Origin of the sequence: Hyphococcus sp. (assembly GCF_965267305.1) — a bacterium.
Classification (GTDB): Bacteria; Pseudomonadota; Alphaproteobacteria; order Caulobacterales; family Parvularculaceae; genus Hyphococcus.
Map to the genome: position 1 here is coordinate 999,985 of NZ_OZ253945.1, position 26,533 is coordinate 1,026,517.

The 26,533-nt window shown below is 61.2% G+C and carries 26 protein-coding genes; 11 read left to right on the plus strand and 15 right to left on the minus strand.

Annotated elements, in window-relative coordinates:
• Positions 1 to 38: 38 nt before the first annotated feature.
• Positions 39 to 512, plus strand: coding sequence for a transcription elongation factor GreA (gene greA / locus ACQY5P_RS04740; protein ID WP_428409700.1), 474 nt, complete (start codon positions 39 to 41; stop codon positions 510 to 512).
• 144 nt (positions 513 to 656) lie between these two features.
• Here the strand turns inward: greA and ACQY5P_RS04745 are convergent, their stop codons facing one another.
• The 8 genes from ACQY5P_RS04745 to fabD form a co-directional block, all read right to left on the minus strand.
• On the minus strand, positions 657 to 1,727 hold the full coding sequence (locus ACQY5P_RS04745; protein ID WP_428409701.1) for a hypothetical protein: 1,071 nt from the start codon (positions 1,725 to 1,727) through the stop codon (positions 657 to 659).
• A 53-nt stretch (positions 1,728 to 1,780) separates the two neighbouring features.
• On the minus strand, positions 1,781 to 2,425 hold the full coding sequence (gene gmk, locus ACQY5P_RS04750; protein WP_428409702.1) for a guanylate kinase: 645 nt from the start codon (positions 2,423 to 2,425) through the stop codon (positions 1,781 to 1,783).
• Positions 2,426 to 2,434: 9 nt separating this feature from the next.
• On the minus strand, positions 2,435 to 3,322 hold the full coding sequence (locus ACQY5P_RS04755) for a YicC/YloC family endoribonuclease (protein WP_428409703.1): 888 nt from the start codon (positions 3,320 to 3,322) through the stop codon (positions 2,435 to 2,437).
• Positions 3,323 to 3,346: 24 nt separating this feature from the next.
• A complete protein-coding gene (gene mltG / locus ACQY5P_RS04760; protein ID WP_428409704.1) occupies positions 3,347 to 4,384 on the minus strand; it encodes an endolytic transglycosylase MltG in 1,038 nt (345 codons plus the stop codon).
• A gap of 39 nt (positions 4,385 to 4,423) precedes the next feature.
• Positions 4,424 to 5,710 carry a beta-ketoacyl-ACP synthase II gene (fabF, locus tag ACQY5P_RS04765; RefSeq protein WP_428409705.1) on the minus strand — a complete coding sequence of 429 codons (1,287 nt, stop codon included), beginning with the start codon at positions 5,708 to 5,710 and terminating at the stop codon, positions 4,424 to 4,426.
• A gap of 139 nt (positions 5,711 to 5,849) precedes the next feature.
• Positions 5,850 to 6,086, minus strand: coding sequence for an acyl carrier protein (locus tag ACQY5P_RS04770; protein ID WP_104832297.1), 237 nt, complete (start codon positions 6,084 to 6,086; stop codon positions 5,850 to 5,852).
• A gap of 195 nt (positions 6,087 to 6,281) precedes the next feature.
• Positions 6,282 to 7,019, minus strand: a complete 738-nt coding sequence (gene fabG, locus ACQY5P_RS04775) for a 3-oxoacyl-[acyl-carrier-protein] reductase (protein WP_428409706.1) — start codon at positions 7,017 to 7,019, stop codon at positions 6,282 to 6,284.
• A 50-nt stretch (positions 7,020 to 7,069) separates the two neighbouring features.
• Positions 7,070 to 8,005, minus strand: a complete 936-nt coding sequence (gene fabD, locus ACQY5P_RS04780) for an ACP S-malonyltransferase (protein WP_428409707.1) — start codon at positions 8,003 to 8,005, stop codon at positions 7,070 to 7,072.
• A gap of 275 nt (positions 8,006 to 8,280) precedes the next feature.
• Here fabD and ACQY5P_RS04785 point away from each other — a divergent pair, with 275 nt between their 5' ends.
• The 6 genes from ACQY5P_RS04785 to katG all read left to right on the plus strand — a co-directional run bounded on the left by ACQY5P_RS04785 (position 8,281) and on the right by katG (position 15,033).
• Complete coding sequence (locus ACQY5P_RS04785) at positions 8,281 to 9,303, plus strand: glycosyltransferase (protein WP_428409708.1); 1,023 nt, start codon at positions 8,281 to 8,283, stop codon at positions 9,301 to 9,303.
• Positions 9,304 to 9,486: 183 nt separating this feature from the next.
• Complete coding sequence (gene rpsF, locus ACQY5P_RS04790; protein ID WP_428409709.1) at positions 9,487 to 9,942, plus strand: 30S ribosomal protein S6; 456 nt, start codon at positions 9,487 to 9,489, stop codon at positions 9,940 to 9,942.
• 15 nt (positions 9,943 to 9,957) lie between these two features.
• Positions 9,958 to 10,185 (plus strand): 30S ribosomal protein S18, encoded by a 228-nt coding sequence (gene rpsR, locus ACQY5P_RS04795; protein WP_428410631.1) that lies wholly within the window; start codon positions 9,958 to 9,960, stop codon positions 10,183 to 10,185.
• 5 nt (positions 10,186 to 10,190) lie between these two features.
• Positions 10,191 to 10,790: a 50S ribosomal protein L9 gene (gene rplI / locus ACQY5P_RS04800; protein ID WP_428409710.1), complete on the plus strand. Its 600-nt coding sequence runs from the start codon at positions 10,191 to 10,193 to the stop codon at positions 10,788 to 10,790.
• Positions 10,791 to 10,891: 101 nt separating this feature from the next.
• Positions 10,892 to 12,376: a replicative DNA helicase gene (locus ACQY5P_RS04805; protein WP_428409711.1), complete on the plus strand. Its 1,485-nt coding sequence runs from the start codon at positions 10,892 to 10,894 to the stop codon at positions 12,374 to 12,376.
• A 482-nt stretch (positions 12,377 to 12,858) separates the two neighbouring features.
• The gene (gene katG / locus ACQY5P_RS04810; RefSeq protein ID WP_428410632.1) at positions 12,859 to 15,033 is read left to right on the plus strand and encodes a catalase/peroxidase HPI; all 2,175 of its coding nucleotides are present in this window, start codon (positions 12,859 to 12,861) and stop codon (positions 15,031 to 15,033) included.
• A gap of 185 nt (positions 15,034 to 15,218) precedes the next feature.
• Here katG and ACQY5P_RS04815 read toward each other — a convergent pair whose 3' ends face one another.
• Positions 15,219 to 15,617, minus strand: coding sequence for a RidA family protein (locus ACQY5P_RS04815; RefSeq protein WP_428409712.1), 399 nt, complete (start codon positions 15,615 to 15,617; stop codon positions 15,219 to 15,221).
• Between the two features lie 583 nt (positions 15,618 to 16,200).
• On the opposite strand from ACQY5P_RS04815, the gene alr reads away from it, so the two are divergent.
• Genes alr through ACQY5P_RS04830 form a run of 3 tightly spaced genes read left to right on the plus strand, consistent with a single transcriptional unit; the run spans position 16,201 to position 18,860 of the window.
• Entirely contained in the window at positions 16,201 to 17,274 is a 1,074-nt protein-coding gene (gene alr, locus ACQY5P_RS04820) for an alanine racemase (RefSeq protein ID WP_428409713.1), read from the plus strand.
• 21 nt (positions 17,275 to 17,295) lie between these two features.
• On the plus strand, positions 17,296 to 18,069 hold the full coding sequence (locus tag ACQY5P_RS04825; protein WP_428409714.1) for an MlaE family ABC transporter permease: 774 nt from the start codon (positions 17,296 to 17,298) through the stop codon (positions 18,067 to 18,069).
• Between the two features lie 8 nt (positions 18,070 to 18,077).
• Entirely contained in the window at positions 18,078 to 18,860 is a 783-nt protein-coding gene (locus ACQY5P_RS04830; protein WP_428409715.1) for an ABC transporter ATP-binding protein, read from the plus strand.
• Here the strand turns inward: ACQY5P_RS04830 and ACQY5P_RS04835 are convergent.
• From ACQY5P_RS04835 to guaA, 5 genes are all read right to left on the minus strand, one after another.
• The gene (locus tag ACQY5P_RS04835; RefSeq protein WP_428409716.1) at positions 18,857 to 19,660 is read right to left on the minus strand and encodes a hypothetical protein; all 804 of its coding nucleotides are present in this window, start codon (positions 19,658 to 19,660) and stop codon (positions 18,857 to 18,859) included. The two genes, ACQY5P_RS04830 and ACQY5P_RS04835, sit on opposite strands and share 4 nt — an antisense overlap.
• Before the next feature lie 113 nt (positions 19,661 to 19,773).
• The gene (locus tag ACQY5P_RS04840) at positions 19,774 to 20,574 is read right to left on the minus strand and encodes a class I SAM-dependent methyltransferase (protein ID WP_428409717.1); all 801 of its coding nucleotides are present in this window, start codon (positions 20,572 to 20,574) and stop codon (positions 19,774 to 19,776) included.
• Positions 20,571 to 21,122, minus strand: a complete 552-nt coding sequence (locus ACQY5P_RS04845; RefSeq protein ID WP_428409718.1) for a 2'-5' RNA ligase family protein — start codon at positions 21,120 to 21,122, stop codon at positions 20,571 to 20,573. The genes ACQY5P_RS04840 and ACQY5P_RS04845 overlap by 4 nt, the downstream gene beginning before the upstream one ends.
• A 5-nt stretch (positions 21,123 to 21,127) precedes the next feature.
• Positions 21,128 to 21,733 carry an O-methyltransferase gene (locus ACQY5P_RS04850; protein ID WP_428409719.1) on the minus strand — a complete coding sequence of 202 codons (606 nt, stop codon included), beginning with the start codon at positions 21,731 to 21,733 and terminating at the stop codon, positions 21,128 to 21,130.
• Positions 21,734 to 21,738: 5 nt separating this feature from the next.
• A complete protein-coding gene (gene guaA, locus ACQY5P_RS04855; RefSeq protein ID WP_428409720.1) occupies positions 21,739 to 23,313 on the minus strand; it encodes a glutamine-hydrolyzing GMP synthase in 1,575 nt (524 codons plus the stop codon).
• A gap of 532 nt (positions 23,314 to 23,845) precedes the next feature.
• On the opposite strand from guaA, the gene ACQY5P_RS04860 reads away from it, so the two are divergent.
• Positions 23,846 to 25,108 (plus strand): amidohydrolase family protein, encoded by a 1,263-nt coding sequence (locus ACQY5P_RS04860; RefSeq protein ID WP_428409721.1) that lies wholly within the window; start codon positions 23,846 to 23,848, stop codon positions 25,106 to 25,108.
• Here ACQY5P_RS04860 and ACQY5P_RS04865 read toward each other — a convergent pair.
• Entirely contained in the window at positions 25,095 to 26,468 is a 1,374-nt protein-coding gene (locus ACQY5P_RS04865) for an RsmB/NOP family class I SAM-dependent RNA methyltransferase (protein ID WP_428409722.1), read from the minus strand. The genes ACQY5P_RS04860 and ACQY5P_RS04865 overlap by 14 nt on opposite strands.
• Positions 26,469 to 26,533: the final 65 nt, after the last annotated feature.

The window sequence follows — 26,533 nt, forward strand, 5'->3', positions numbered from 1 at the left end:
CGGGCCGCGCCGCGCATATGGAGAGAAAGGGCGGAGACATGGAAAAGTTTCCCATGACCCTCGGCGGCTATCAAAAGCTTGAAGCCGACCTGAAAAAACTGAAGAACGAAGAACGCCCGGCGGTGATCCAGGCGATTGCGGAAGCGCGCGCCCATGGCGACCTCTCCGAAAACGCCGAATATCACGCCGCGAAAGAACGCCAAGGCTGGATCGAATCCCAGATTCTCGATTTGGAAGACAAATACAGCCGCGCCGAGGTCATCGACGTCTCCAAACTCGACGGCGACAGCGTCAAGTTCGGCGCCATCGTCACGCTGATCGACGAAGACACCGAAGAAGAAAAAGTCTGGCAGATCGTCGGCGATCTCGAAGCGGACGTCAAAGAACGCAAGATCTCCGTCTCCTCGCCCATCGCCCGCGCACTGATCGGGAAAACGGTGGGCGACAGCGTCGAAGTGCACGCCCCCGGCGGCGCGCGGTCTTACGAGATCGAGAAAGTGGTGTTCAAGTAAGCGCTGCTTGCTGGTGCCTCCCCACGCTTAAAGCGTGGGGCCCAACCTTCAATTGAACGCGCCTTTCGAAAGAAAGGCGCGTTTGTCGTTTCACCGCCGAAAGACAATTCGCGTCTGTGGCATATCTTGAATATCTGCGACGATCTAATCAGACGCATACTCTATGACATCGACCGCAGCATTAGCGCACTGTGATTTTAGGCGGGAGCGTTGCAGCGAAAGATTCTGAATTTCGACCTCTGCCACAGCTAGGCCCTCTTGATCCGCTTGACCAAAACTTCCCGCCACTAACTCATGCGCAAAAAACTCATATTTTTTAAGAACAGCGAAGATGGATTTTTCAAGTACCAACGATTGCTCTGAACAAGAAGCATAGTTAAGCAAGAGACTTTTTTCCACCTCAGTGACCTGTTCAGCCGCATTGCGTATGTCTTCTACTTTATTAAAACCCATTTTTATGCTGGATTCCAATCGAGCCACCAACTGCCCGATCTGGGCAGTTGCTGCAGAGTCTTCGTCATGAGTGCTCGTTTCATAGTTGTGCACAAGCCCAACAAACTTGGCCATCAACTCATTTCCTAACACGATAGATTCTTGCACATGATAGCCAGGACTACGCATGTCCATAGAACTCAATCGGGCTTTGCCGAGGATGTTTGCAAGCTCAATTAGACTTTCCCGTAAGGCTATTTCCGAGTGCACAAGCGTTTGGTATTCACTGACATTCCCAGCTACCAAAGAGTTATACTGCCCTCGCCATAATGAAACTTGATTTTCTGCCAATACCCTAGCGTCGGGAAGAAAATTTCGGACTTCTATAGCCAATTCCCGATGCTTGCCCTTAAGCTCATCCGTCAACGGCGGAAGGTCGGCTGTCAGCAATGCTGCTTCGTCTAGCAGACTTTCCGCTCTAGAAATTTTACTGCCAACCTCGTCCTCAGCGTTCTGAGCTGCCGTTACGCTTATCGATGCTCTTGCGAGAATCGGGTCGATTTCCGAAGACATTTGCAGAACCGAATAATAAAGGGTGACAACCTTCATTACCGCTTCAGCTTCGTGCAAAGCTGCTTCTAATTCTCGTGACTTTACGCTGGTCGCCGGACTAGTCTCAGTTATATCTGCTAATGCAGGATAAATGCTAAAAACGGAGACGACACCGCAAATCCATACCCAGCTAACTCTAATTATCTTAACTGCCAACATATTTTCCAGCATCCATACTACATAGTGGATCAAAAAATAGGCTTACTTAATAATATTAGATATAATCACTCTCCTCTCACCATCTCCTTCACGATAGCAGAGAGGCCGATCTGGCGGCGGCGTTTCAGGCGCTCGGCGAACAAGATTGAGCGCAGGAGTTCTTCGGACTCATCAAGCGCGTAATTGACGATGACGTAGTCGTATTCGGCCCAGTGGGACATTTCGGCGTCGGCTTTGGCCATACGTTTTTGCACGACGTCTTCCGGGTCCTGGGCGCGCTGGCGCAGGCGCCGCTCAAGCTCCGCGCGCGACGGCGGCAGGATGAAGACCTTTACGACGTCTTCGCCGGCGACTTCGTCGAGCTGCTGCGCGCCCTGCCAGTCGATGTCGAAGAGAACGTCCTTGCCCTGTCGCAGCGTGTCTTCGACGAGGCTCCTTGGCGTGCCGTAATAATGGCCGAAGACATTCGCCCATTCGAGGAACTCGCCATTCTCCTTCATGCGCATGAAGTCGTCTTCGGAGACGAAGAAATAATCCTTGCCGTGCGCTTCGCCGGGGCGGCGCGGGCGCGTTGTCGCGGAGATCGACAGCACCATCTCGCCGTCCTTGGTGAGCAGGCGGTCGGCGAGCGTCGTCTTGCCGGCCCCCGACGGGCTCGACAGGATGAACATCAGGCCCCTGCGGGCCACTTTGAGATCGCCGCCGATCATGGCTCGCCCCTACTCAATATTCTGCACCTGTTCCCGGACCTGATCGATCACGCGCTTGAGGTCAAGGCCGATGCGCTTAAGCTCCATGTCCTGCGCCTTGGAGCAGAGCGTGTTGGCCTCGCGGTTGAACTCCTGGGTCAGGAAATCGAGGTCGCGGCCGACGGCGCCGTCTTTTTCCAGCAGCGCCCGGCCCGCGCCGATATGCGACGATAGCCGGTCGAGTTCCTCCCGGACATCCGCCTTGATGGCGAGCAGCGAAGCCTCCTGCGCGAGGCGGTCTTCGGGGACGGCGCCGTCGAGGAGTTCCTTCAACTGCCCGGCGATCCGGTCGCGGATGGCCGCCGGCATGGCGGCAGCGTTGGCGGCGGCGTCTGCCGTCAATTTCTCAATCGTATCGAAATGCCCGGCGAGGACCGCGCCCATGGCTTCGCCCTCCGTGCGGCGCGCGGCGGCGAGGCCGTCCAGCGCTTCGGCGAAGGATTTGAGAAGCGCCGCCATCAGCGCCGCCCGCTCTTCCTCGCCCATTTCCTCTTCGGCCTGCTCGATGACGCCGCGGAGCGCCAGCAATCCGTCAGGGCGCGGCGGCGCGCATTCCGTCTGCAGGCGGATCTTGTCGACCATGGCGATGACGTCCCCCAGCATCGCCTCGTTGATCGTATAGCCCGCCGTTCCGCCGTCGCGGTTCAGGGTCAGCGTGATGTTGAGCGTCCCCCGCGCGAGTCGCGCTTTCGCGAGCTTGCGCATTTCCGGGTCGAGGGCGTCGAACCCGGCGGGAAGCCGTGTGCGCCATTCGAGCCCGCGTCCGTTGACCGAGCGCACCTCCCAGATGAAGCGCCAGCCCTCGTGAACGCCTTCGACCCGGGCGAAGCCGGTCATGGATGAGAGTGCGCCGGTCATCTTGAAAAAGTCACGTTGCGATCATCACTTTCCGTTTTTAGCCGCGCGTTGGCGCTCGATGCTGCGCCATTTGGCGACATTGGCGTTGTGCTCGCGCAAGGTCGACGCGAACACATGACCGCCGGTGCCGTCGGCGACGAAGAAAAGGTCTTCCGTGTCCGCGGGGTTCAACACTGCTTCTATGGACGCCTTGCCGGGATTGGCGATGGGCGTCGGCGGCAAGCCGCGAATGACATAGGTGTTGTAAGGGGTCTCGCCGCGCAGTTCGCTGACGCGCAGGCCCCGGCCCAGCGGCTCGCCTTGCGTCAGCCCGTAGATAATTGTCGGATCGCTTTCGAGGCGCATGCCTTTTTTCAGGCGGTTGACGAAGACGGCGGCGATGCGCGGGCGCTCCTCGGCGACGCCGGTTTCCTTTTCGACAATGGAGGCGAGGATGATCGCCTCTTCGGGCGTCGAAAACGGAAGCTCCATGGCGCGGTCGTCCCAGATGGCGTCGATCAGCGCGTCCTGATCCTTCATCATCCGCCGCAGAAGATTGTCGCGGGTCTCGCCGCGGATGAAGGCGAAGGTTTCAGGCAGCAGCTCGCCCTCGCCCGGCTCGACGGTGATCTCGCCTTCCAGCACTTCGTGTTCGTTCAGTAGGCGGATGATCTGCGCCGTGGTGCGACCTTCCGGGGCCGTAAAATAATGGAGGATGCTTTTGCCTTCACGAAGCTGGTCGATGATCTCTAGGACGCTCGATCGCGCCGGGATCAGATATTCGCCCGCTTTGACTTCGCTCTGCACGCCTTTAAGCCGCACGGCGGCGATGAAGATTTCCGGATGCTCGATGGCGCCTTCGTCTTCAAGCTGATGGGCAATGGTGGAGACGGCGCTCCCCGGCGGCAACAGGACGATGACATCCTCGCGCGCCGGACCCGGCTTCACCGCCGCCTGATAGCCGAGATAGCCCCCGACGCCGAGCGCAATCGCGGCGAGCAGCGCCAGGCCGCCGATGAAGAAAAGGAATGATTTCACCGCGCCGCCCTTCTGGCGCGCTTTCGCTTGCTCTGTTCCGGTCATCCCGTCTACCGCCAGCTCCCGCTCGATTCACCGGGGAGTTTAGCCGTCAACGCGCCGCATCACCAGAGAGGCGTTTGTCCCGCCAAATCCGAAGGAATTCGACAAGGCGATGTTAATCTCTTTTTTGACGGCCTTCTGCGGCGCGAGATTGATCGGCGTCGCAACAGCCGGATTCTCAAGATTGAGGGTCGGCGGCGCGATCCCGTCGCGCATGGCGAGAAGGCAGAAAATCGCCTCCACTGCGCCCGCGGCGCCAAGCAAGTGGCCGATGGAGGATTTGGTCGACGACATGACGAGGCCGTCCGCCGCGTCCCCAAAGAGACGCTCCACCGCTTTCAGTTCGATCTCGTCGCCCACCGGCGTCGATGTCCCGTGCGCGTTCACATAGTCGATGTCTTTGGGTTCGACGCCGGCGCGCTTCAGCGCCATCTGCATGGAGCGATAGCCGCCATTGCCGTCTTCGGCCGGCGAGGTGATGTGATAGGCGTCGCCGGAAAGCCCGTAGCCGATCACTTCGCCATAGATTTTGGCGCCGCGGGCTTTCGCTTTTTCATATTCTTCGAGCATGACGAAGCCCGAGCCCTCGCCCATGAGGAAACCGTCGCGGTCTTTGTCGTAAGGACGGGACGCCTTTTCCGGCGTTTCGTTGAAATGCGTCGTCAGCGCCTTGCAGGAAGAAAAGCCTGCTATGCCGATAGGGCAGATCGCGGCTTCGGCGCCGCCGGCGAGCATCACATCCGCATCGCCCAGCGCGATGAGACGCGCGGCGTCGCCAATGGCGTGCGCGCCCGACGAACACGCCGTCACAACGGCGTGGTTCGGGCCTTTCATGCCAAGTTTGATCGACACCCGGCCGGAGACGAGATTGATGAGATTGCCCGTGATGAAGAAAGGCGACACGCGGCGCGGGCCTTTTTCATTCAGCACAAGCACTTCGTCTTCTATGCCGGAAAGCCCGCCAATGCCGGAGCCGGTCATGACGCCGGCGCGTTCGCGCTCTTCTTCGTTTTTGAATTCGATGCCGCTGTCTTTGAACGCCATTTGCGCGGCGGCCATGCCGAAGACGATGAACGGATTCATCCGTCGCTGTTCGCGCGGCTCGACCCAGTCATCAGCGTTGAACGCCGCCTCGCCGGCTCTATCTCCGCCGCGCGTGCCGTCGCTAAGCGGCACGGACGCCGCGATGCGGCAGGGCAGGTTCGAGGCGTCGAACTGTTCGATAGGCCCGGCGCCCGACTCGCCGTTGATGAGCCGGCGCCATACAGGATCGACGCCCGCGCCAAGGGGCGTGACCAGTCCTAATCCTGTTACGACAACGCGGCGCATGAAGGGGCTCCGGACTTTGAAAGCCGAAAGGCCCTTCGCTTGATCCGGCCGGCGCCGATTACGGTTTTAAGAAAACCCGTCAAACGGCGCCGCCAAGGCGAAACGGCCCTATCGGCTCGTTATCGGGAAGAACAGCCGATTACGACTTTTGTTCTTCGATGAACTTAATGGCGTCGCCGACCGTCTGAATGGTCTCGGCGGCGTCATCGGGAATCTCAACATCGAATTCTTCTTCGAACGCCATCACGAGTTCGACAATATCAAGGCTGTCGGCGCCGAGATCGTCGATGAAGCTGGCTTTCGGCTCGACCTTGGCCGCATCCACATCGAGATGCTCGACAACAATTTTTTTCACGCGTTCTGCAAGATCAGACATTCAACGCTCCTTCGAGTAAAACAGTTATTTACGATTTTCAGCGGAAACCGGAAAGAAGGTTTTCCAGCGGGGGTTAAACAGGGCCGCCCTGAAGCTCGTCCGGGGCAGGTTCGGGGGGCGAATTACGGCATATTGCAGATTGTTGCAACGCCAAAACCGCCATAGCCCGGAGGCCGCGGAGACCATTTTCAGAGACTATAACATCGCCATGCCGCCATTCACATGGAGGGTCTGGCCAGTGACATAGCGCGCCTCGTCTGAGGAGAGGTAGACCGCAGCCGCAGCAATATCCTCAGGAGCGCCCATGGCGCCGGCGGGAATCTTGCCGAGGATCGCTTCTTTCTGCTGGTCGTTGAGGGCGTCGGTCATGGCGGTCGCGATGAAGCCCGGCGCGATGCAGTTCACCGTCACATTGCGGCTCGCGACTTCCTGCGCCAGCGATTTAGACATGCCGATCATGCCGGCCTTCGAGGCGGCGTAATTCGCCTGGCCCGCATTGCCGGTGACGCCGACGACGGAGGTCACGCCGATGATGCGCCCGAAACGCTGCTTGGTCATGCCGCGCAAGCTCGCCTTCGCCAGCCGGAAATAAGCCGTGAGATTGATCTTGATGACCTCTTCCCAAGCATCGGGCTTCATCATCATCATCAGATTGTCGCGGGTGACGCCCGCATTGGAGACGACGATGTCGAGACCGCCCATGGCCTCCGACGCGGTCTTCGGCAGCGCGTCCACCGCGTCGAGATCGGACAGGTTACAGGGCGTGACGTGAACGCGGTCTTTCAAATCGCCCGCGAGCGCTTCGAGTTTTTCGGCGCGCGTGCCGGAAATGGCGACGCTGGCGCCTTGCGCGTGCAGCGCTCTTGCGACCGCTTCGCCGATGCCGCCGGTGGCGCCGGTGACAAGCGCCCGCTTGCCGTTGAGATCAAACATGCCGTCAGCCCTTTCTTCTGTTTTAGTTTATCTTTGACGGGGACGTCGTCTTAGATTTTCGCGAAGGCTTCGATGTCGCCCGGTTCGCCGACATTGAGCGTTTCCACATCGCGGTTGATGCGTTTGATAAGCCCGGACAAAACCTTTCCGGCGCCCACTTCGATGAAGAGTTCGCAGCCCTGTTTGGTCATGTGATTGACGCTCTCGGTCCAGCGCACGCGGCCTGTCACCTGCTTGACGAGGAGATCGCGGATCGACGCCGGATTGGCGACGTCTTTGGCGGTGACGTTGGCGACAAGCGTGGTCGCCGGCGCGACGATTTTTACTTCGGCCAGCGCTTCTTTCATGCGCTCGGCGGCGGGCGCCATCAAGGAGGAGTGAAACGGCGCCGAAACCGGCAGCAATTTCGCGATCTTGGCGCCGAATTCTTTGGCGCCGGCGCAAACTGCTTCGACGCGGGCTTTCTCGCCCGAGATGACGACTTGTCCCGGCGCATTGTCATTGGCGATTTCGCAAACGCCCGCGCCTGGCGCCGCGTCGATGGCTTTCTTCGCGCCTTCCATGTCGACGCCGATGAGCGCCGCCATGGCGCCCTCGCCCACGGGAACAGCCGCCTGCATCGCCTCGCCCCTGATACGAAGAAGTTTCGCCGTATCCGAAAGGCTGATGGCGCGCGCGGCGCAAAGAGCGGAATATTCGCCGAGCGAATGCCCAGCGACGAACATGGCGTTGGAAATGTCCGCGCCCGCTTCCGCTTCGAGGACGCGCATCGCCGCAATGGAATGAGCCATCAGGGCGGGCTGCGTATTGGCGGTCAGCGTCAGCTCTTCCATGGGGCCTTCGCGCATCAGCTTTGAGAGTTTCTGGCCGAGGGCCTCGTCGACCTCTTCAAAGACCTCGCGGGCCGCCGGAAAGGCGTCGGCCAGCGCCGCCCCCATGCCGACCGCCTGGCTGCCCTGTCCCGGAAATACAAAAGCTCGCGTCATCGCCGCGCCGCTGCTCCATAAAGTTAATCAGGCCCGCGGACATAGCGACGCTGGGGCTAGAGGGCAAGGTAGTGATGCGCTTCTCCTCCCCCGTTTACGGGGGAGGTGTCAGCCTCCGGGTCCGGCCAAGGGCCGGCCCGAAGATAAACTCCGCTGACGGAGGGGGCTTTTCTTCAAAAACACCCCCATCGTCCAGCCGCATCAATAAGATGCGTCTGGACACTTCCCCCGTAAACGGGGGAAGAGGGTGCAAAGCCACCAAGGTCAATCAGACAATGACCCCGTCGCCCATCCGCATCGCCAATATCTCAGACAATCCCGACCCGCGCTGGGCGTGGATCCGCGATCTCATGCCCGCCGACTTCGAGGTCGCAGGGCGGCGGCTTCATTGGGAGAGCTTTTCCATGGCGGCCGGCCGCCCGCGGGCGCTGGGCCGCTGGCGTGCCGGACGGGCGCTGGCGAAGGCGGCGAAACGCGAGCCCTTCGACCTCGTGGTCAGCCACGGCCCCTGGGTCACGGCCTGGACCGAGGCGGCGGCAGGAAGTGCAAAGGGTTCGGCGAAACACCTCGCCTTTTCTTTCAACTTCACCGACCTGCCCACAGGCCCCCGCAAGGGCCTGATGCAACAGGCCTTCAAGCGGGTCGAGGCTTTTGCTGTCTTTACCGACGCGGAACAAGGGCTTTACGCCGATTATTTCGGGATCGAGCGAGGCAAATTCCTGCGGGCGCCATGGGGCGTCGCCCCGCCCTTGAGCGGGCTTCAGCCGAAAACCGTTGAGGGCGAGTATTTCGCCGCCCTCGGCGGCGAGGCCCGGGATTACGCGGTTCTGTGCGAGGCGGCCCGGGCCCTACCCCAGACCCGCTTCATCGCCGTCGCCCGGCCCCATAATTTCGAGAGGCTCAATCCCCCGGAAAACCTCGAGGTCCGCTTCAATCTGCCCTTTGAGACGGCGTGGGGCATCGTTCAGCACGCCAGGGCCGCCATCGTCCCCTTGCGCTCCCGGGAGACCCCATGCGGGCTCGTGAGCCTTGTCGGGGCCATGCATCTCGGCAAGGCCCAGATCGTCACCGACGCCGCGGGCGCCGCCGACTACCTGAAAGACGGCGAAACCGGCCTCCTGGTCCCCGCCGGAGACGCCGCCGCCCTTGCCAATGCGGTTCGCCGCCTTGAGGCCGACCCGGCGCTCGCCGCCCGTCTCGGAGACGCCGCCAAAGCCTATGCCTCCTCCCATTGCAGCGAGGCCGACACGGTGCGGTTTTTCGAGGGGGTTCTGACCCGCTGGTTCGGCGGAAAATAAGCCGCTTCCGCCCTTGCCAAGCCAGGCCCCCTCCGCTATGTCCGCCGCCTTCACGAGCGACGGTCATGGGCGCCTGCTTTCGGGTGGGTTCAAGGGATGGTCCCTTAGCGTCATGAGCCGAAGGCCTTTTCTGTCGCCAGCAGACAGCGAAGCGTCTCCGTCGCCCTAAAAGGAGCTGGCTTCATGCCGCTATACGAACACATCTTTATTGCGCGTCAGGATATCTCGCCCGCGCAGGTCGAGGGCCTCACTGAAACGCTCGCCAAAATCGTCACTGACAACGGCGGAAAGATTGAGAAGTCCGAATATTGGGGCCTTCGCAATCTCCAGTACAAGATCAAGAAGAACCGCAAAGGCCATTACAGCCTTTTCAACATTTCGGCGCCGGCCGCGGCCGTGCACGAGCTTGAGCGTCAGGAAAAGATCAATGACGACGTTCTGCGTTCGCTGACCGTCAAGGTCGACGTCCTCGACGAGGAGCCCTCGCCGGTCCTGTCGCGCCGCGACAGAAGCGACCGCGACAGGGGCGACCGTGATCGTGGAGATCGCGACCGCGGCGATCGTGGTGATCGTGACCGGGGCGACCGCGGAGACCGCGGCGGCTATCGCGGCGATCGCGACCGCGGCGACCGCCGGTAACGAGGAAAGGACATCATCATGGCAAAACCGTTTTTCCGCCGCCGTAAAACTTGTCCGTTCTCCGGCGATGACGCGCCGAAGATCGATTACAAGGATCCGAAATTGCTTCAGCGCTTCGTTTCCGAACGCGGCAAGATCGTTCCGTCGCGGATTTCCGCCGTCTCTCACAAGAAGCAGCGCGAACTCGCGCGCGCCATCAAGCGCGCCCGTTTCCTTGCGCTCCTTCCCTATGTATCGGAGTAAGAACGATGGAAGTCATCCTTCTCGAACGGGTCGAAAATCTCGGCCAGATGGGCGACGTGGTGAAAGTGCGTTCAGGCTATGCGCGCAACTTCCTCCTGCCCCAGAAAAAAGCGCTCCGCGCTAATGACGACAACAAGAAAGTGTTTGAGTCCCAGCGCGCCGATCTCGAAGCGCGCAACCTCGAGCGCAAAAAGGAAGCCGAACAGGCCGCCGCGAAAATCGACGGTTCGTCTTTCGTCGTCATTCGCCAGTCATCCGAACTCGGCGTGCTTTACGGATCGGTGTCGACCCGCGACATCGCCGACGCCGCATCGGCTGGCGGGGTTCACATCGAACGCGCGCAAGTGCGTCTCGACAAGCCGCTGAAGTCGCTCGGCGTTTTCCCGGTTCGCGTCGTCCTGCATCCCGAAGTCGACGTGACTATCAACATCAACGTCGCCCGCTCCGAAGACGAAGCCGAACGTCAGGCGCGCGGCGAAAACGTGCTCGCGCGTCCTGAAGACCGGGCCGCCGAAGAAGAAACCGCCGAGGCTGCGCCCGAGTTCTTTGACGAAGGCGCCGGCGCCGCTGTTGAAAGCGACGAAGAAGAAAAGACCGAAGAATAACAAGAAGCGTTTTCGCATGAGCGAAAACGTCCCCGGCAAAGGGGAAAAATTTAGACGCCGGCTGACTTCTCAGCCGGCGTTTTTTTTGATCTAAGAAGCTGATGGCCGACGGCGCAACCAATGCACCCAATAAAAATCCGGGTACGGAGGATAAACTCCCCGTCAGCCTCGACGCCGAGCAGGCCATTCTCGGCGCTATCCTTTTCGACAACGAAATCTATTACCGCGTCTCGACCTTTCTTAAGCCCGAGCATTTTTTCGACCCCGTTCATCAGTTGATCTATGAGGCGGCGGGCGATCTCATCAATTCCGGACGTCTTGGCTCTCCTGTCACCATCGACACCTATCTTGCGACCAAGCAGGGTTATCTCGACGCGGGCGGCAAGCGCTATCTTGAAACCCTTGCGGCGAACGTTCCCTCGACCGCCGGCGCAACCGATTACGCCAAAATCGTTTTCGATCTTTCGGTCTGCCGCGGCCTCATGTCCATCGGCTCGGAAATGGCCGAGCGCGCGAAAATCGCGACGCTCGACGACTCGCCAACGCAGCAATTGCAAGATGCGGAACAGGCGCTCTACAAGCTCGCCGAAACCGGGAAGTATGGCGGCGGCTTCGTCAATCTGCGTTCGGCGCTGACCGAAGCCATCGAGATCGCCAACGCCGCGATCAAACGCGGCGGCGGGCTTGCAGGGATCTCAACGGGGCTGCGCGATCTCGACCGTCAGCTTGGCGGCCTTCATCCTTCGGATCTCATCATCCTTGCCGGACGTCCTTCGATGGGCAAGTCGTCGCTTGGCGTCAATATCGGCGTCAACGCCGCGAAGGCGTGGCGCGCGGAGAAACAGCCCGACGGGACCATGAAAACCGTCGAAGGCGGGAAAGTCGGGCTCTTCACGCTCGAAATGTCTGCGGAGCAGATCGCAACGAGGATCATTTCCGAATTTGCGCGCGTGCCGTCGGAAAAGATCCGCCGCGGCGAAATCGAACAGGAAGAGTTCGACAAGATCTATCATGCGACCCGCGAGCTCGAAACGCTGCCGCTTTATATTGACGACACGGGCGGGCTCTCGATCGCGCAGGTCGCGGCGCGCGCGCGGCGGTTGAAACGCCAGCACGGGCTCGACCTCCTCATCATCGACTACATTCAGCTCCTCACCGGCTCCGGCAAGCGCAATGACAACCGCGTGCAGGAGATGACGGAAATCTCGCAAGGCTTGAAAGCGCTCGCGAAAGAACTGAACGTCCCGATCATCGGCCTCGCGCAGCTTTCGCGTCAGGTGGAGCAGCGCGAGGACAAGCGCCCGCAGCTTTCCGACCTCAGGGAGTCCGGCTCCATCGAACAGGACGCCGACGTCGTGCTCTTCGTCTATCGCGAGAAATATTATCTCGGCCGCGCCGAACCGCGCGAAGGCACCGAAGAACACATCACCTGGCAAGCGAAGATGGATGAAGTCGGCGATATCGCCGAAGTCATCATCGGCAAACAGCGCCACGGCCCCATCGGCAAGGTCGATCTGCATTTCGAAGAGAAATTCACGAAATTTTCGAACCTCGCAGACGACCGCTTCCGCGGCGGCGGGTATTAGGGTTTCCATTCAGTTCAAGTGAGAGGCGAATAGCGTCGCCTACGCCTGCAGCGTTGCGCAGAATGCTGCATTGCAACCGCAGATTGATCGATTTTTTCAATCACGATAATAAAAATTATCACTTTTACATATAAATTGGGCGCCGATAGAAGTGATTCATGATGCACTTGATCGAAGTCATATCGTTATCCGCGTTTTGCGCTCCGATCCATTGCGACAGCGCCCGACCCAGAAGTGAGCCCTTGATCCAGTGGTCCGGCGCGATGGCGTATCCCAAGCGTTGAAAACATCATCTGAAATTCTGCACCGGAGAGGAAATCATGAAGCTAAAGACAAAGTCGGTTCTGATGGCGACGACCGCGGCGCTGACCCTCGCGCTAGCCGCGAGCTGCGGCAACAGCAATGAGTCGAGAGAAGTCGTCACGCCAACGCCGGAGGAAGTGGAAGACCAGGACAGCGCGACCGTAAAAGACTCCGCTGACATGACGGCGCGCGCCGCTGTCGAGCCGGGCGAGCCCAAATCAAACCAGTTCTGGTGGCCGGACTATCTCGACCTCAGCCCGCTGCGCCGTAACGACCCTGCCTCCAATCCCATCGGCGAAGATTTCGATTACGCCGCCGAGTTCCAGAAACTCGACCTCGCCGAAGTGAAAAAAGACATCGAAGCGGTGATGACGGATTCGCAGGACTGGTGGCCGGCGGACTATGGCCATTACGGCCCGTTCTTCATCCGCATGGCCTGGCACGCAGCGGGCACCTATCGCATGTATGATGGACGCGGCGGCGCCGGCGGCGGACAGCAGCGTTTCGAACCGCTCAACAGCTGGCCAGACAATGTCAGCCTCGACAAGGCGCGCCGGCTGCTCTGGCCGGTGAAACAGAAATACGGCAACGCCCTTTCCTGGGGCGATCTCATGGTCCTCACCGGCAATGTCGCCATGGAATCCATGGGCTTTGAAACCTTCGGATTTGCGGGCGGCCGCGAGGACGACTGGGAAGCCGAACTGGTCGACTGGGGCCCGGAAGCGGAAATGCTCGCCGGCAACCAGCGCTTCCATGGCGAAAGAGAGCTCGCCAATCCCCTCGCTGCGACCCAGATGGGTCTCATCTACGTCAATCCGGAAGGCCCGAACGGCAATCCCGATCCCCTCGCCGCAGCCCATGACATCCGTCAGGCCTTCCGCGGCATGGCGATGACCGACGAGGAAACCATCGCGCTGATCGCGGGCGGCCACACTTTCGGCAAGGCCCATGGCGCGCACAAACCGGATGAATGTCTCGCCCCCGAACCCGCTGCTGCGGGCGTTGAACAGCAAGGCCTCGGCTGGGTGAACACATGCGGCAAAGGCAACGCCGAAGACACGATCACCAGCGGCCTTGAAGGCTCGTGGACCGCGAACCCGGCCGAATGGACGCATCAATACTTCTCGAACCTCTTCAATTTCGAGTGGAAGCAAACCCGCAGCCCGGCCGGCGCCATCCAGTGGATTCCGACGGACGAAGCGGCGGCGAATCTGACGCCCGACGCTCATGACCCGAATAAGCGTCACGCGCCGATCATGTTCACCACGGACCTCGCGCTGAAAGAGGATCCGGAATTCCGGAAAATCTCGCAGCGCTTCCTTGAAAACCCGGAAGAGTTCGAACTTGCTTTCGCAAAAGCCTGGTTCAAGCTCACCCACCGCGACATGGGCCCGCGCGCCCGTTATCTCGGCGCGGAAGTTCCCGCCGAAGAACTGATCTGGCAGGACCCGATCCCCGCCGTCGATCACGCGCTGATCAACGCGCAGGATCAGGCCAAACTCAAAGCCGACATCCTCGCCACGGGCCTGACGGTTCCGGAACTTGTGCGCACGGCCTGGGCGTCGGCCTCGACCTTCCGCGGCACCGACATGCGCGGCGGCGCCAATGGCGCGCGCATCCGCCTCGCGCCGCAAAAGGACTGGGCGGTCAACGATCCCGCGAAGCTGTCGAAGGTTCTGACGGCGCTTGAGAAAGTCCAGACCGACTTCAACGCCGCGCAAACCGGCGGCAAGAAAGTCTCGCTCGCCGACGTTATCGTGCTCGGCGGCAATGCGGCCATCGAAAAGGCGGCGAAAGACGCCGGCCAAACGGTCAGCGTTCCCTTCACGCCGGGCCGCATGGACGCCTCGCAGGAGCAGACCGATGTCAACTCCTTCGCCTTGCTCGAACCGAAGGCGGACGGCTTCCGCAACTATCTCGGCGGCGCGCGCGACAAATCACCGTCGGAATTGCTGGTCGACCGGGCGAGCCTTCTGGGCCTCACCGTGCCGGAAATGACCGTGCTGGTCGGCGGCATGCGCGCCCTCGACGCCAACGCCGGCGGAACCGACCATGGAGTCTTCACCGACACGCCGGGAACGTTGACGAATGATTTCTTCATCAACCTCCTCGACATGTCGACGAAATGGGCGCCGTCGGATGAAGCTTATGTCTTTGAAGGCCGCGACCGCCAGACCGGCGATCTCAAATGGACGGCGACGGAAAACGACCTCGTCTTCGGCTCCAATGCGGAGCTGCGGGCCGTGGTCGAAGTCTACGCCTTCACCAGCGCCGAGAAGAAGTTCACCGACGACTTCGTCGCCGCCTGGACCAAGGTGATGAACGCCGACCGCTTCGATCTTAGAAAATCGTAAAAGGTCTGCATACGAATAAAAAAACGCCCGGCGGCGACGCCGGGCGTTTTTTCTTGAAACTTTAGCCCTCTTTCCGATCACCCCGGCGAAGGCCGGGGCCCAGCTAAAAAATAATGTCGGGCGAAGCCCGTCTTTTCATTTTGACTGGATCCCGGCCTTCGCCGGGATGGTCGGAGGATGAGACATCACAAAGCAGCCGCTGTCGCCTCGATCTCGATCAGCATCTCAGGAGAGGCAAGTTTCTCAAGCGGGATCAACGTTGCAGCGGGCCGATGTTCGCCCAACGCTTCGAGTTGCGCGGCGTGATAGGCTTTCATCCGGTCCATATCATAGCCGACGATGAAGACCGTCAGCCGGACGATGTCTTCGATGCGCGCATCGGCGCTTTCCAGCGCGATGGCGATGTTTTGGAAAACCTGCCGCGCCTGTTCGCTGAAATCAGGCGACAGTTTTCCGTCGCCCGCAAACCCGCCCTGCCCCGCAAGAAAAATCATCCGCGCGCCGGGCGCGACCACCGCCATCTGCGAGAAATGAAACCGCGTCGGATCGATGAGCCCCGGAGGGTTGGATAACTTCACGGACATGCGGCTGGCTCCCTCTTGTTTGCGTTCTTATCGCAACATTATGAGATGCAACCGCGGCAAACAACAAAATGCGCCCTGTTGATTGAGGCTTGGAGGGGGCGCAGGGGGCGGCGGCAAGTATAAGGCCATTCCGCAGGGGGTGGATAATTTTTCACCACCTTTTTTCCTGCCGTATACTGCGCGGCAGTCCGGACACTCGAGAGGCGGTGAGGCCTGCCGTTCCCATCGGTCCGGATCGCGGCGCGCAGGGCGCGAGGGTTGCGTAACGGAAACTCCTCGCGGGCTGGCCGGTCGCAGCGCCCGGGCTTTCTGACGGCATTTCAACGCTGGCGCCTAAGAAACGTCAGCGGTCGTCATTACGGCCGGGCCCGCCGACGCTGAAAAACGCTGCAAATGCGGGGCGTGATGCGCCCATGTGCTAATACCAAGCGACGAGGACGTTTCACGCCCCGCGCCTCTCATCTCATGCGTTCGGGCTCGCCGGAGCCGCGGCGGCGTTCATTCTCGCCCTTTTCCCGCCGCAAAAAGCCCCTTAAAGCTCGTTGATCCAGCCGCAGGACCGCCCGCCCCGATGAATGCAGACATGAAACCGCCAGTCCAGGAAGGACCGCATGTCGAGATCGATCTCGGCGCCGTCTGCGCCAATTTCGCGATGATCCTCGACGCGGCGCCGGGCGCGGCCGTCAGCGCCGCCGTCAAATGCAACGCTTATGGGCTCGGGGCCGCGCCCATTGCGCGCGCGCTTCATGAGCGGGAAAAATGCGATGAGTTCTTTGTCGTCTATGCAGAGGAAGGCCTCGCCCTTCGCGAGGCGCTGGGCGATGCGGGCCCGCGCATCTATTGTTTCGCCGGTCCGTCGGAAGAAACGCTGCCGATTTACGAGCGCGCCGGCCTGACGCCGGTCATCAACTCGTTGGCGCAAGCAGAGTTGTGGGCGAAACGCGGAACGGGCCCCGCCGCGGTTCACATCGACACCGGCATGAACCGCCTCGGCGCGCCGATGACCGAAGCGGCGGCGATTGCGGCGGTGAAGGGGCTCGATATTCCGCTCGTCATGAGCCACCTCGCCTGCGCATCCGATCCCGCGCATCCGAAAAACGCAGAGCAGCGCGCGGCATTCATCGAGACGGCGCAGAAATTCCCGGGCGCGCGGCTTTCGCTTTCCGCCTCTGCGGGCGCGCTGATGGACAAGGCTTATCAGTTCGATCTCGTCCGCCCCGGGATCGCGCTCTATGGCGGCAGCCCCTTTGACGAGGACGATGCGCGCATCTGCGCGGCCGTCACCCTTAAGGCGCCCGTCGTGCAACTGCGCGACCTCGCGCCCGGGGAAACGGTCGGCTACGGCGCGGCCTTCAGCGCCAAGGCGCCGACGCGAATCGCCACGGTCGCGCTCGGTTATGGCGACGGTTATCCGCGCAATACCGCGCCCGCCGGCGCCGCGATCGTGAATGGCGCAGCCGCGCCCATCGCCGGGCGGATTTCCATGGACTTCATCACGCTCGATGTGACGGGGATAAAGAATCCTGTGAAAATAGGTGATTATGCGGAATTTTTCGGGTCCCGCCTGCGCCTCTTCGACGCCGCCCGGGCGACCGGCCGCGCAACCTATGACTTGCTCACGGGGCTTGGCGGCAGGATTGATCGCCGCTACCTCTAAGGACCGCCAAGGGGAGCCTTCATGAACATTTTCGCCCAGACCGGCAGCGTCACCATCGACGCCCTGCGCGAGACCGGACGCATGGCCGAGTTCGCCGGGCGCGGCGCCCTCGCCTGGGTCCTGGGCCCGTTTTACTGGCGCGCGTTCTTCTCATCGCTGATCCGCATCGGCTTTACCTCCCTGCCCGTGGTCGGGCTCACCGCGGTCTTCACCGGCGCGGCGCTCGCGCTCAACATCTATGACGGCAGTTTGCGGTTTAACGCCGAAACCTTCCTGCCGCAGATTCTCGGCGTCTCCATCGTGCGCGAGCTCGGCCCCGTGCTCGCGGCGCTGATGGTCGCGGGGCGGTGTTCGTCGGCCATGGCCGCGGAGATCGGCACCATGCGCGTCACCGAACAAATCGACGCCATGTCGACGCTCGCCGTCGATCCCTTCAAATATCTGATCGCGCCGCGCATCGTCGCGACCGCCATCGCCCTGCCCGTGCTGGTGCTGGTCGCCGACATTATCGGCGTTTACGGCGGCTATCTCGTGGCGGTTTACGGTCTCGATTTCTCCGGGCCGGTGTTCATCCGCAACCTCGCCGAGTTTCTGGAAAACCGCGACGTCGTCAGCGGCCTGATGAAGGCCGCCGTGTTCGGTTTCCTGATCGCAGTCATGGGCTGCTATTACGGCTACCGGAGCCGCGGCGGCGCGCAAGGGGTCGGCGCCGCGACCCGCACCGCCGTCGTCGCCGCCGCCGTCGCCATTCTTGCATCGAACTATGTCATGACGTCTTTCCTTGTGGAGTTCTGAGAGAAGCCATGAGCGAAACGTCTCCCCACACCATCTGCGTGCGCGACCTGCATAAAGGCTTTGACGGCAATCAGGTCCTGCGCGGCGTCGATATCGACGTCGACAAGGGCCGGTCGCTGGTCATCATCGGCGGCTCCGGCTCCGGCAAGTCGGTCTTGCTGAAATGCATCATCGGCCTGATGAAGCCCGACCGCGGCACGGTCGAGGTCGACGGGCGCGACATCGCCCGGCACACGGACTCCGACCGGCGCTTCATGACCCAGCGCACCGGCATGCTGTTTCAAGGGTCGGCCCTTTTCGACAGTTTGAAGGTCTGGGAGAATATCGCTTTTCGCCTCCTCAACGCCGACCGCAAGTCGCGCAAGGCGGCCCGCGAAAAAGCCATTGACTGCCTGGCGCAGGTGGGCCTTGCGCCGGAGATCGGCGAGCTTCAGCCTTCCGCGCTTTCCGGCGGGATGCAAAAGCGGGTCAGCCTCGCGCGCGCCATCGCCGCCGATCCGGAGATTCTGTTCTTCGACGAGCCGACGACCGGTCTCGATCCGATCATGTCGGACGTCATCAACAATCTCATCGTCGAGCGCGTGAAGGCGATCGGCGCCTCGGCGATTTCGATCACCCATGACATGGCGTCGGCCCGCAAGATCGCCGACGAAATCGCCATGCTCTATCAGGGTCGCATCATCTGGCGCGGCAAGCCCGAAGACATCGAAAACTCCGGCAACCCCATGGTCGATCAGTTCGTGCACGGACGGGCGGAAGGGCCCATCAAGATGGCGCTGCGGCGAAGCTAGCCGTTCTTTTTTGGCTTCACCAGAGTCTGCGGCCGCATGCGCTGCGCTTCGGAAAACAGCGAATAGGTCTTGTTTACATAATTCGACACATCAAGGATGCTTTGCATGTACTTCTCAAGTTCGGGGGTCATCTCCTGCTCCACGAGACGCACATGCGCGGACGGATTTTCCGTTTCGAAATGAATGTAAAACCACGGCTCGCCGCGTTTCAGCACCAAGGGCTTGGTGACGTCATACCACTCAAAGCCCCAGCTCAAGGGGCGCGGCCAGATATGCGCGGGAAACCGCCCGCCCATCTGCAGGCCGGGGCGCGGCGTCGGAAAATAATGAAGATAAGGCGGCGTCTGCACAATGTAGCAGGGATCATCTGCAACGAAGACATAAGGCGCGATCACTTGGATGAGCGGGCGTTCCGGATTGCGCCATTCATGCTGCGGATGCAGGATCATCATTTCCCGAAGTCCCGTCTGGCGCATGCCGGATTTTTCGCCATCCGCATCGACAAGCGTCAACTGCCCGTTCGGCTGGCGCTCGAATTTGAGCGTCAAATCGACAGGGCACGGAACGATGAAATGCCGGCGGTCGAAATCGACAGCTGCGGGACAAACCTGCACCGACTTCGACGAAACCGGCTTCGGATCGTTGCGCGAAAAGGGCTGCGGCGCGGCCCAGATGACCGAAGCTTTCTGCGCCCGCACGGTCCATCCGACCGTAATCGTGCGCTTCTTTCCGCGTTCGTCCGCGGCGCGCGCATCCTGTTCTTCGGCGAAATAACCTTCCCAGCCCGCTGAAGCATCCATGTTTCACTCACCGTCGCGATTAAAAGAAGTCAGTATCACAAGCGCTCACAAGATTGAAAATTCATTATGTCGCATAATCAGCGCGATTCGTCGATTTAAGCCTTTGACCGCCTTCATCCCGGTTTTCTTGCAATCATCCTGACGCCCGGTTTCAGATGCGGCTTAAAAAACACCGGCGAGAATCCCGTTTTGGTAAAAAGAATACGCAACCCCTTGCGCGTGAACAGCGTCAGATGCTCCGGCGGCTTCACGGATTTCCAGGCCAGAAATTCGCGCGGGCGACGGAAGTGACCAGCGTCCGGCGTCGTCAGAAAGACAAGCCCGCCCGGCGCGAGCCGTTGGAAGACCGCGCTCGCGAGCGCTTCCGGATCGATGACATGTTCGATAATCTCCGCGAGAAAGATCAGGTCATATTTTTCATCGGCGGACAGATCGCCGATCGCGCCCACATAGTGTTTCACCTGCGAAAAGAGTTCGCGCCCTTTCGCGACCGCCGCTTGGTCAAGCTCAACCGACGACGCGTCAAAGCCGAGCCGTCTCGCGCCCTCCGCCGCCGTGCCGATGCTGCCGCCCACATCGAGAAAACGCCGCCCTTTGGTCAGCAACATGAGCGGACGAATGCGCCGCATGGCGCGCGCGATTTTCTTCTCGGCTTTCGCTTCAAACGACCCGGCGGCGTGATAGTTCTGATAGAACGCCGAAACCTGCTCCGGGCGCGGCATGGGAAAGACGGCGACCGAACCGCAATCCTTACACTGCCGGAAGACAGGCGCATCCTCCGCGACGCCGCAGGCCCGCGCCGCCTCGAGCCGCATGGGGCCGTCTTCGCGCTCAGCCGCAGCGCGCTCCCAGTCGGCCCATGCCGCAATGGTCTCGCGCAACGCCGATCCGCAGGCGGGGCAACTATCCGTCATGCGCCACCCCGCAGCGGCCACTGGCCGAGAAAGTCGTAGCGCGTTTCGCCCACATGGCTGGCGACAAGCGCAAACTCTTTCACCTGCCAGCCGATCGGCTCCTTCGTAGGATGCGATTCCTCTGTAAGCCCGTGTGCGTAAAGCAATGTGATATGCGGGGTGAAGTCGAAGGACGCATACCGATTGAGCCCTTCCTGCTTTAGCGCCAAACCAAGCTGGCGATACAGGCCTAACAACGGTGCCTCGCCTTCATTGCATAACAAAACCAGGGGAAACCCGTCTGACTTCTTCGTCCAGCTCTGCGCAGTGCTAAAACAAACTGTAAAAGGTTCCGCCTTTATACTTTCTGCGGCTCGTCCGGCAGAGTCAATTTTTGCAAGATCATATCCGCCAAGATTTTGCAGCGAGACATGAAAGTGATCGGCCAGAAAAGGCCTGCCTTTTAGGTGATGCGCTGCTCGCAATTCTTCAGCGAGCGCTTCAAGTTTCTGCGCGGCCTCCTCCTCGGGAAACAGGGCGAAGAACAGGTTTAGACGCTTCGCAGTCATATTGACTATAGCGACAACCGGCTGACTTCGAGCCCGGTCCCCACGGGCAAAAGCACGCTGCTGATCCCCGGCTTGGCGCGCACGGCGCACACATATCGCTCAACGCTTTCCCCGCCGGGAAAGATGATGTTATCCGCAACGATAATAGCGCCCTTGTTCAGCTTTGGAAAAAACGCCTCGAGGCAAGCGACATACATGTCCTTCCAAAGATCGAGCAGGACGAAATCGGCTTTCGCCGAAAGTTGCTCGATGAGATCGACCGCATCGCCAGTCTGAAAGTCGATAAGGTCCGCGAGCCCCGCCTTTTCCGCCATTGCTTTTGCTTGCTCGGTTTTCGCCGCATCGATCTCCAGCGTCGTCACCCGCCCGCCCGATGCGCGCGCCGCTTCGGCGAGCCATATGCCGGAATAGCCGAACGATGTGCCGATTTCGAGAATATGCGGCGCCTTCATGCTGCGCGCGATCAGGTTGATGAGCTGACCTGTGTCCGGCCCGACCGACAGCATGTGCCTGTCGAGAAAATCGGAACTGCTTTTGCCTTCGCGTTCCTTGCGCTCGCGCTGCATGCGCTCGTGATATTCGGCGAGAACGGCGGTGACTTTGTTGTCCATGGGATCTACTCCCACTCGATGGTTCCCGGCGGCTTGCTCGTCACGTCATAGACGACGCGGTTGACGCCGCGCACTTCGTTGATGATGCGCGTGGCGCAGGCCCCGAGAAATTCATGGGGGAACGGATAATAATCCGCGGTCATGCCGTCGGTCGAGGTGACGGCCCTGAGCGCCAGGACATGATCGTAAGTGCGCTCGTCGCCCATAACGCCAACCGTTCGTACAGGGAGCAGCACCGCAAACGCCTGCCAGATGGCGTCATAGAGACCCGCCTTCCTGATCTCGTCGAGATAGATGGCGTCGGCCTTGCGCAGAATATCCGCCTTTTCCTTCGTGACTTCGCCGGGAATGCGGATCGCAAGGCCCGGCCCCGGGAACGGATGGCGGCCGACGAAATGCTCGGGAAGCCCGAGTTCGCGGCCGAGCGCCCTCACCTCGTCCTTGAAGAGTTCGCGCAAGGGTTCGACCAGTTTCAGATTCATCCGCTCCGGCAGGCCGCCCACATTGTGATGCGACTTGATGGTCACCGAAGGCCCGCCGTCGAAGGAGACGCTTTCGATGACGTCGGGATAGAGCGTCCCCTGCGCCAGGAATTCCGCGTTCTCGATTTTCGAGGCTTCCTTGTCGAAGACGTCGATGAAGAGCGATCCGATGATCTTGCGCTTCTTCTCCGGGTCATCGACGCCCGCGAGCTTGCCGAGGAACAAATCCTCCGCCTGCACATGAATGAGCGGAATGTTGTAGCTGTCCCGGAAGAGGCGCACGACCTCCTCCCCTTCGCCGGCGCGCATCAGCCCGGTGTCGACGAAAACGCAAGTGAGCTGCTCGCCGATAGCTTCATGGATAAGCACCGCGGCGACCGATGAATCGACGCCGCCGGAAAGGCCGCAAATGACGCGCGCATCGCCCACCTGTTCGCGGATCTGGGCGATGGCTTCTTCGCGGAACGCCGCCATGGTCCAGTCACCGGAAAGCCCCGCGATCTTGTGCGTGAAATTCTTCAAGAGCTTCGCCCCGTCCGGCGTGTGCATCACTTCCGGGTGGAACTGGACGGCGTAGATATTGCGCGTTTCGTCGGCGATGGCGGCGAAAGGCGCGCCGTCGGATTTGGCGATGATCTCGAAGCCCGGCGGGATCGCGTTCACGCGGTCGCCATGGCTCATCCACACCTGGTGGCGCGTCCCCGGCTCCCACACGCCTTCGAAGAGGCGGCTCGATTTCACCACATCCACCATAGCGCGGCCGAATTCGCGATGGTCGGAGCTTTCGACATCGCCGCCGAGCTGGGCGCAGATCGTCTGCTCGCCATAGCAGATGCCGAGGATCGGCGCGCCGTAATCGTAGACGCCCATGTCGGCGCGGGGGCTGGTCTCGATTTTGACGCTGGCCGGGCCGCCGGAAAGGATGATCGCCTTCGGCCGGAAATCGTCGAGGAACGTCTTGTCGACGCGGTTGAAGGGGTGGATTTCGCAATAGACCCCGGCCTCTCGAAGGCGTCGGGCGATAAGCTGGGTCACCTGACTGCCGAAATCGACAATCAGCGCGCGGTCGTGCTGGGCGGCGTGGGGATCGAGTGTCATGTTGAGCCTTTAGCTGAGTCTGGCGGCGGGGTCACGCCTCTTTTCGCAGGCGCAACAGCCCAAACCCTGCCGCGACCCGTATGGGGCCCGAACCTATAGGGAGAGAGGCGCGGGGCGTGAAACGTCCTCGTCGCTTGGTATTAGCACATGGGCGCATCACGCCCCGCATTTGCAGCGTTTTTCAGCGTCGGCGGGCCCGGCCGTAATGACGACCGCTGACGTTTCTTAGGCGCCAGCGTTGAAAATGCCGCCAGAAAGCCCGGGCGCTGCGACCGGCCAGCGCGCGAGGAGTTTCCGTTTCGCAACCCTCGCGCCCTGCGCGCCGCGATCCGGACCAGTGGGAACGGCAGGCCACACCGCCTCTCAATGTCCGGACTGCCGCGCAGTATAAGGCAGGAAAAAAGGTGGTGAAAAATTATCCACCCCCTGCGGTTTGGCCTTATACTGGGCCGGCCCCCCTCACCCCTCCGGGCCCCGTCTTGACCCTCGCGCTGATGTCGCCGACCCTCCGCCAGGCAAACTAGGGGCGGCGATGACGAGATTTTTAACAAGCTTTCTGGCGGGGATTTTCTGGAGTCTGGCGAGCGCCGCAGCGAGCACGCAGACCTATGTGCTGGCGCCGGACCGCCTGTTCGACGGCGAGGCCATGCGCGAGGGCTGGCGCGTGCGCGTCGAAGACGGGCGCATCGCCGCTGCGGGACCGCAGGTGAGCGAGGCCGGCGCGGAGGTCATCGATCTTTCCGGCATGACGCTGACGCCGGGCCTCATCGACGCTCATTCTCATGTCCTGCTCCACCCTTACGACGAAACCTCGTGGGACGATCAGGTCCTGCGCGAATCCGTCGCCGAGCGGTCGGCCCGCGCGGTCAATCATCTGAAAGCGACGCTCGACGCCGGCTTCACGACCTTGCGCGATCTCGGCAGCGAAGGCGCCGGCTACGCCGATGTGGGCCTGCGCCAGGCGCTCGAGAAAGGCGTCATCGAGGGGCCCCGGCTCATTGTCGCCGGTCCCGCCATCATCGCCACCGGCGTTTACGGGCCGAAAGGATTTCACGAGGGCGTTACGGTTCCCAAAGGCGCGGTGGAAGTCAGCGGCATTCCCAACCTGATCGAGGAAACGCGCCGTCAACTTGGCGGCGGCGCCGACTGGATCAAGGTCTATGCGGATTACGGCTGGGGACCGACGGGGGAACCGCGGCCCACTTTCTCCGTGGACGAATTAAAGGCGATTGTCGAAACCGCGAAGGCCGCCGGCGCGCCGGTTGTCGCTCACGCCGGAACCGACGAAGGCATGCGCCGCACCATCGAAGCAGGGGTCGAGACGATTGAGCATGGCGACCGGGGCACGCTCGAGACCTACCGCCTCATGGCGCGCAAGGGGGTCGCCATCTGCCCGACGCTGGGCGCGGTTGAAGCCAACATGCGCTACCGGGGCTGGGACGGCGATCCGGCGACGGCGCCCACCCGCATCACGGACAAACACACACAAATGGAGCGCATCCTTCGCGCCGGAACGCCGCTCTGCAACGGCTCCGACGTCGGCGTCTTCGATCATGGCGACAATGCGTGGGAGCTTGAACTGATGGTCGACTATGGCGTGACGCCGCTCGCCTCGCTGAAAGCCGCCACATCCGGCAATGCGAAAATCCTGCGTCTCGAAGATGAGATCGGCGCAGTCAAACCCGGGCTCATCGCCGACCTCGCCGCTTTCGCCGGCGATCCGTCAACCGACATCTCCGCTTTGCGTAATGTTCAGTTCGTCATGCAGGGCGGAAAGATTATCAAACAGCCTTAGCCAGCACCGCCACGAAAAACCCGTCGGCGCGGATTTTGTCCGGCGTCAGTCGGATCGCGCGGTCTTGGGTGACGCAAGGTTCGAGCGCTGTGCGGCCTTCTTCGGTCAGCAAACCCGATTGCTCCATGAACGAGAGCGCAGGCGCGCGCGCAAACTCCGAATGCGTTTCAAGAAACGCCACGAGCCGATCCTCGTTTTCCTCCATCAGGAAGGAACAGGTGACCCAGACGAGGCGTCCGCCGGGTTTCACATAGCGCGCCGCCTCAACGAGAACGGCGTCCTGTTCCGCCATGCGCGTTTCCAATTGCTTTCCGGTCAGCCGCCATTTGGTGTCGGGATGGCGCCGCCATGTGCCTGCGCCGGTGCAGGGCGCGTCGACAAAAACGACATCCATCTTGCCTTCAAGATCGTCGAGTCCCTCCCCGCCCGCGGGAGACCGTATCTGAAGATTTCTGACGCCCGCGCGTTTGGCCCGGTCGAATAACGGTTTCAGGCGCCGCGCATCGCGGTCATAAGCGTAAAGTTGTCCTGTATTCTCCATCATCGCCGCCAGGGCCAGCGTCTTGCCGCCGCCGCCCGCGCAATAGTCGAGCACTTGCGCGCCTTTGACGTCGCCCGCCGCGCTCGCCGCGAGTTGAGAGCCCAGATCCTGCACCTCAACCCAGCCCTTGTTGAAAGCCGGGATGACGGTGACGCCCGGCGCCTTTTCGCTGGGGTCGGGCGCTGCAATGCGCGCGGCGGTTTTGAGCAAAGGGATGGCGTCGGCCTTTACCGGTTTCAGAGCGGCCAGCGCTTTTTCCGGCGTGGTTTTGAGCGTGTTGATCCGCAAGTCGATGTCGGCGCGTTCGGAGAACGCGTTCATGACCTCGTCAGCGCGATTTTCAAACACACGCGTCACATGCGGCGCCAGCCAGCCCGGATAATCCGCAACATGCCCGCCCTCCCGATCATCCCCGCGAAAGCGGGGATCCATATCTACGGGACTGCTCTTTGTGTCCTGGATCCCCGCCTTCGCGGGGATGATCGGTTGAGAGAGTTTTTCTTTTTCCTTATCCGTCAGCGCGCCAGGCCCGTGTTCTTCCGTAGCGGCGGCGGCAATCTCTTCGGCGGTCTGACGCCACAAAAAGCGCAAGGCGCCAAGAACGGCGGCGCGCCCGCTTTCATCCTCCATCGATTTCGCAAGCGACTTGCGACGACGCAGCACGTCAAGGCACAGCCCCGAGATAAAAGCACGGTCCTTCGCGCCGGCAAAACGGTTCACGCGCGACCAATCGGCGATGGCGGTTTTCAGCGGCACGCGCCGCGCCTCGAAATCCTCCAAGATTTCGATCGCCGCACTGATCCGTCCGCCAAGCCGCATTCATTTCAACCTTTCAAAATAAAAACGCCGCGATCGGTCCCTTTACGGACAAATCGCGGCGCATG

Excerpts from the sequence above, each read along its gene's own strand:
- greA (WP_428409700.1), top strand. The coding sequence starts at position 39 with ATGGAAAAGTTTCCCATGACCCTCGGCGGCTATCAAAAGCTTGAAGCC.
- ACQY5P_RS04745 (WP_428409701.1), bottom strand. The coding sequence starts at position 1,727 with ATGCTGGAAAATATGTTGGCAGTTAAGATAATTAGAGTTAGCTGGGTA.
- gmk (WP_428409702.1), bottom strand. The coding sequence starts at position 2,425 with ATGATCGGCGGCGATCTCAAAGTGGCCCGCAGGGGCCTGATGTTCATC.
- ACQY5P_RS04755 (WP_428409703.1), bottom strand. The coding sequence starts at position 3,322 with ATGACCGGCGCACTCTCATCCATGACCGGCTTCGCCCGGGTCGAAGGC.
- mltG (WP_428409704.1), bottom strand. The coding sequence starts at position 4,384 with ATGACCGGAACAGAGCAAGCGAAAGCGCGCCAGAAGGGCGGCGCGGTG.
- fabF (WP_428409705.1), bottom strand. The coding sequence starts at position 5,710 with ATGCGCCGCGTTGTCGTAACAGGATTAGGACTGGTCACGCCCCTTGGC.
- ACQY5P_RS04770 (WP_104832297.1), bottom strand. The coding sequence starts at position 6,086 with ATGTCTGATCTTGCAGAACGCGTGAAAAAAATTGTTGTCGAGCATCTC.
- fabG (WP_428409706.1), bottom strand. The coding sequence starts at position 7,019 with ATGTTTGATCTCAACGGCAAGCGGGCGCTTGTCACCGGCGCCACCGGC.
- fabD (WP_428409707.1), bottom strand. The coding sequence starts at position 8,005 with ATGACGCGAGCTTTTGTATTTCCGGGACAGGGCAGCCAGGCGGTCGGC.
- ACQY5P_RS04785 (WP_428409708.1), top strand. The coding sequence starts at position 8,281 with ATGACCCCGTCGCCCATCCGCATCGCCAATATCTCAGACAATCCCGAC.
- rpsF (WP_428409709.1), top strand. The coding sequence starts at position 9,487 with ATGCCGCTATACGAACACATCTTTATTGCGCGTCAGGATATCTCGCCC.
- rplI (WP_428409710.1), top strand. The coding sequence starts at position 10,191 with ATGGAAGTCATCCTTCTCGAACGGGTCGAAAATCTCGGCCAGATGGGC.
- ACQY5P_RS04805 (WP_428409711.1), top strand. The coding sequence starts at position 10,892 with ATGGCCGACGGCGCAACCAATGCACCCAATAAAAATCCGGGTACGGAG.
- katG (WP_428410632.1), top strand. The coding sequence starts at position 12,859 with ATGACGGCGCGCGCCGCTGTCGAGCCGGGCGAGCCCAAATCAAACCAG.
- ACQY5P_RS04815 (WP_428409712.1), bottom strand. The coding sequence starts at position 15,617 with ATGTCCGTGAAGTTATCCAACCCTCCGGGGCTCATCGATCCGACGCGG.
- alr (WP_428409713.1), top strand. The coding sequence starts at position 16,201 with ATGAAACCGCCAGTCCAGGAAGGACCGCATGTCGAGATCGATCTCGGC.
- ACQY5P_RS04825 (WP_428409714.1), top strand. The coding sequence starts at position 17,296 with ATGAACATTTTCGCCCAGACCGGCAGCGTCACCATCGACGCCCTGCGC.
- ACQY5P_RS04830 (WP_428409715.1), top strand. The coding sequence starts at position 18,078 with ATGAGCGAAACGTCTCCCCACACCATCTGCGTGCGCGACCTGCATAAA.
- ACQY5P_RS04835 (WP_428409716.1), bottom strand. The coding sequence starts at position 19,660 with ATGGATGCTTCAGCGGGCTGGGAAGGTTATTTCGCCGAAGAACAGGAT.
- ACQY5P_RS04840 (WP_428409717.1), bottom strand. The coding sequence starts at position 20,574 with ATGACGGATAGTTGCCCCGCCTGCGGATCGGCGTTGCGCGAGACCATT.
- ACQY5P_RS04845 (WP_428409718.1), bottom strand. The coding sequence starts at position 21,122 with ATGACTGCGAAGCGTCTAAACCTGTTCTTCGCCCTGTTTCCCGAGGAG.
- ACQY5P_RS04850 (WP_428409719.1), bottom strand. The coding sequence starts at position 21,733 with ATGGACAACAAAGTCACCGCCGTTCTCGCCGAATATCACGAGCGCATG.
- guaA (WP_428409720.1), bottom strand. The coding sequence starts at position 23,313 with ATGACACTCGATCCCCACGCCGCCCAGCACGACCGCGCGCTGATTGTC.
- ACQY5P_RS04860 (WP_428409721.1), top strand. The coding sequence starts at position 23,846 with ATGACGAGATTTTTAACAAGCTTTCTGGCGGGGATTTTCTGGAGTCTG.
- ACQY5P_RS04865 (WP_428409722.1), bottom strand. The coding sequence starts at position 26,468 with ATGCGGCTTGGCGGACGGATCAGTGCGGCGATCGAAATCTTGGAGGAT.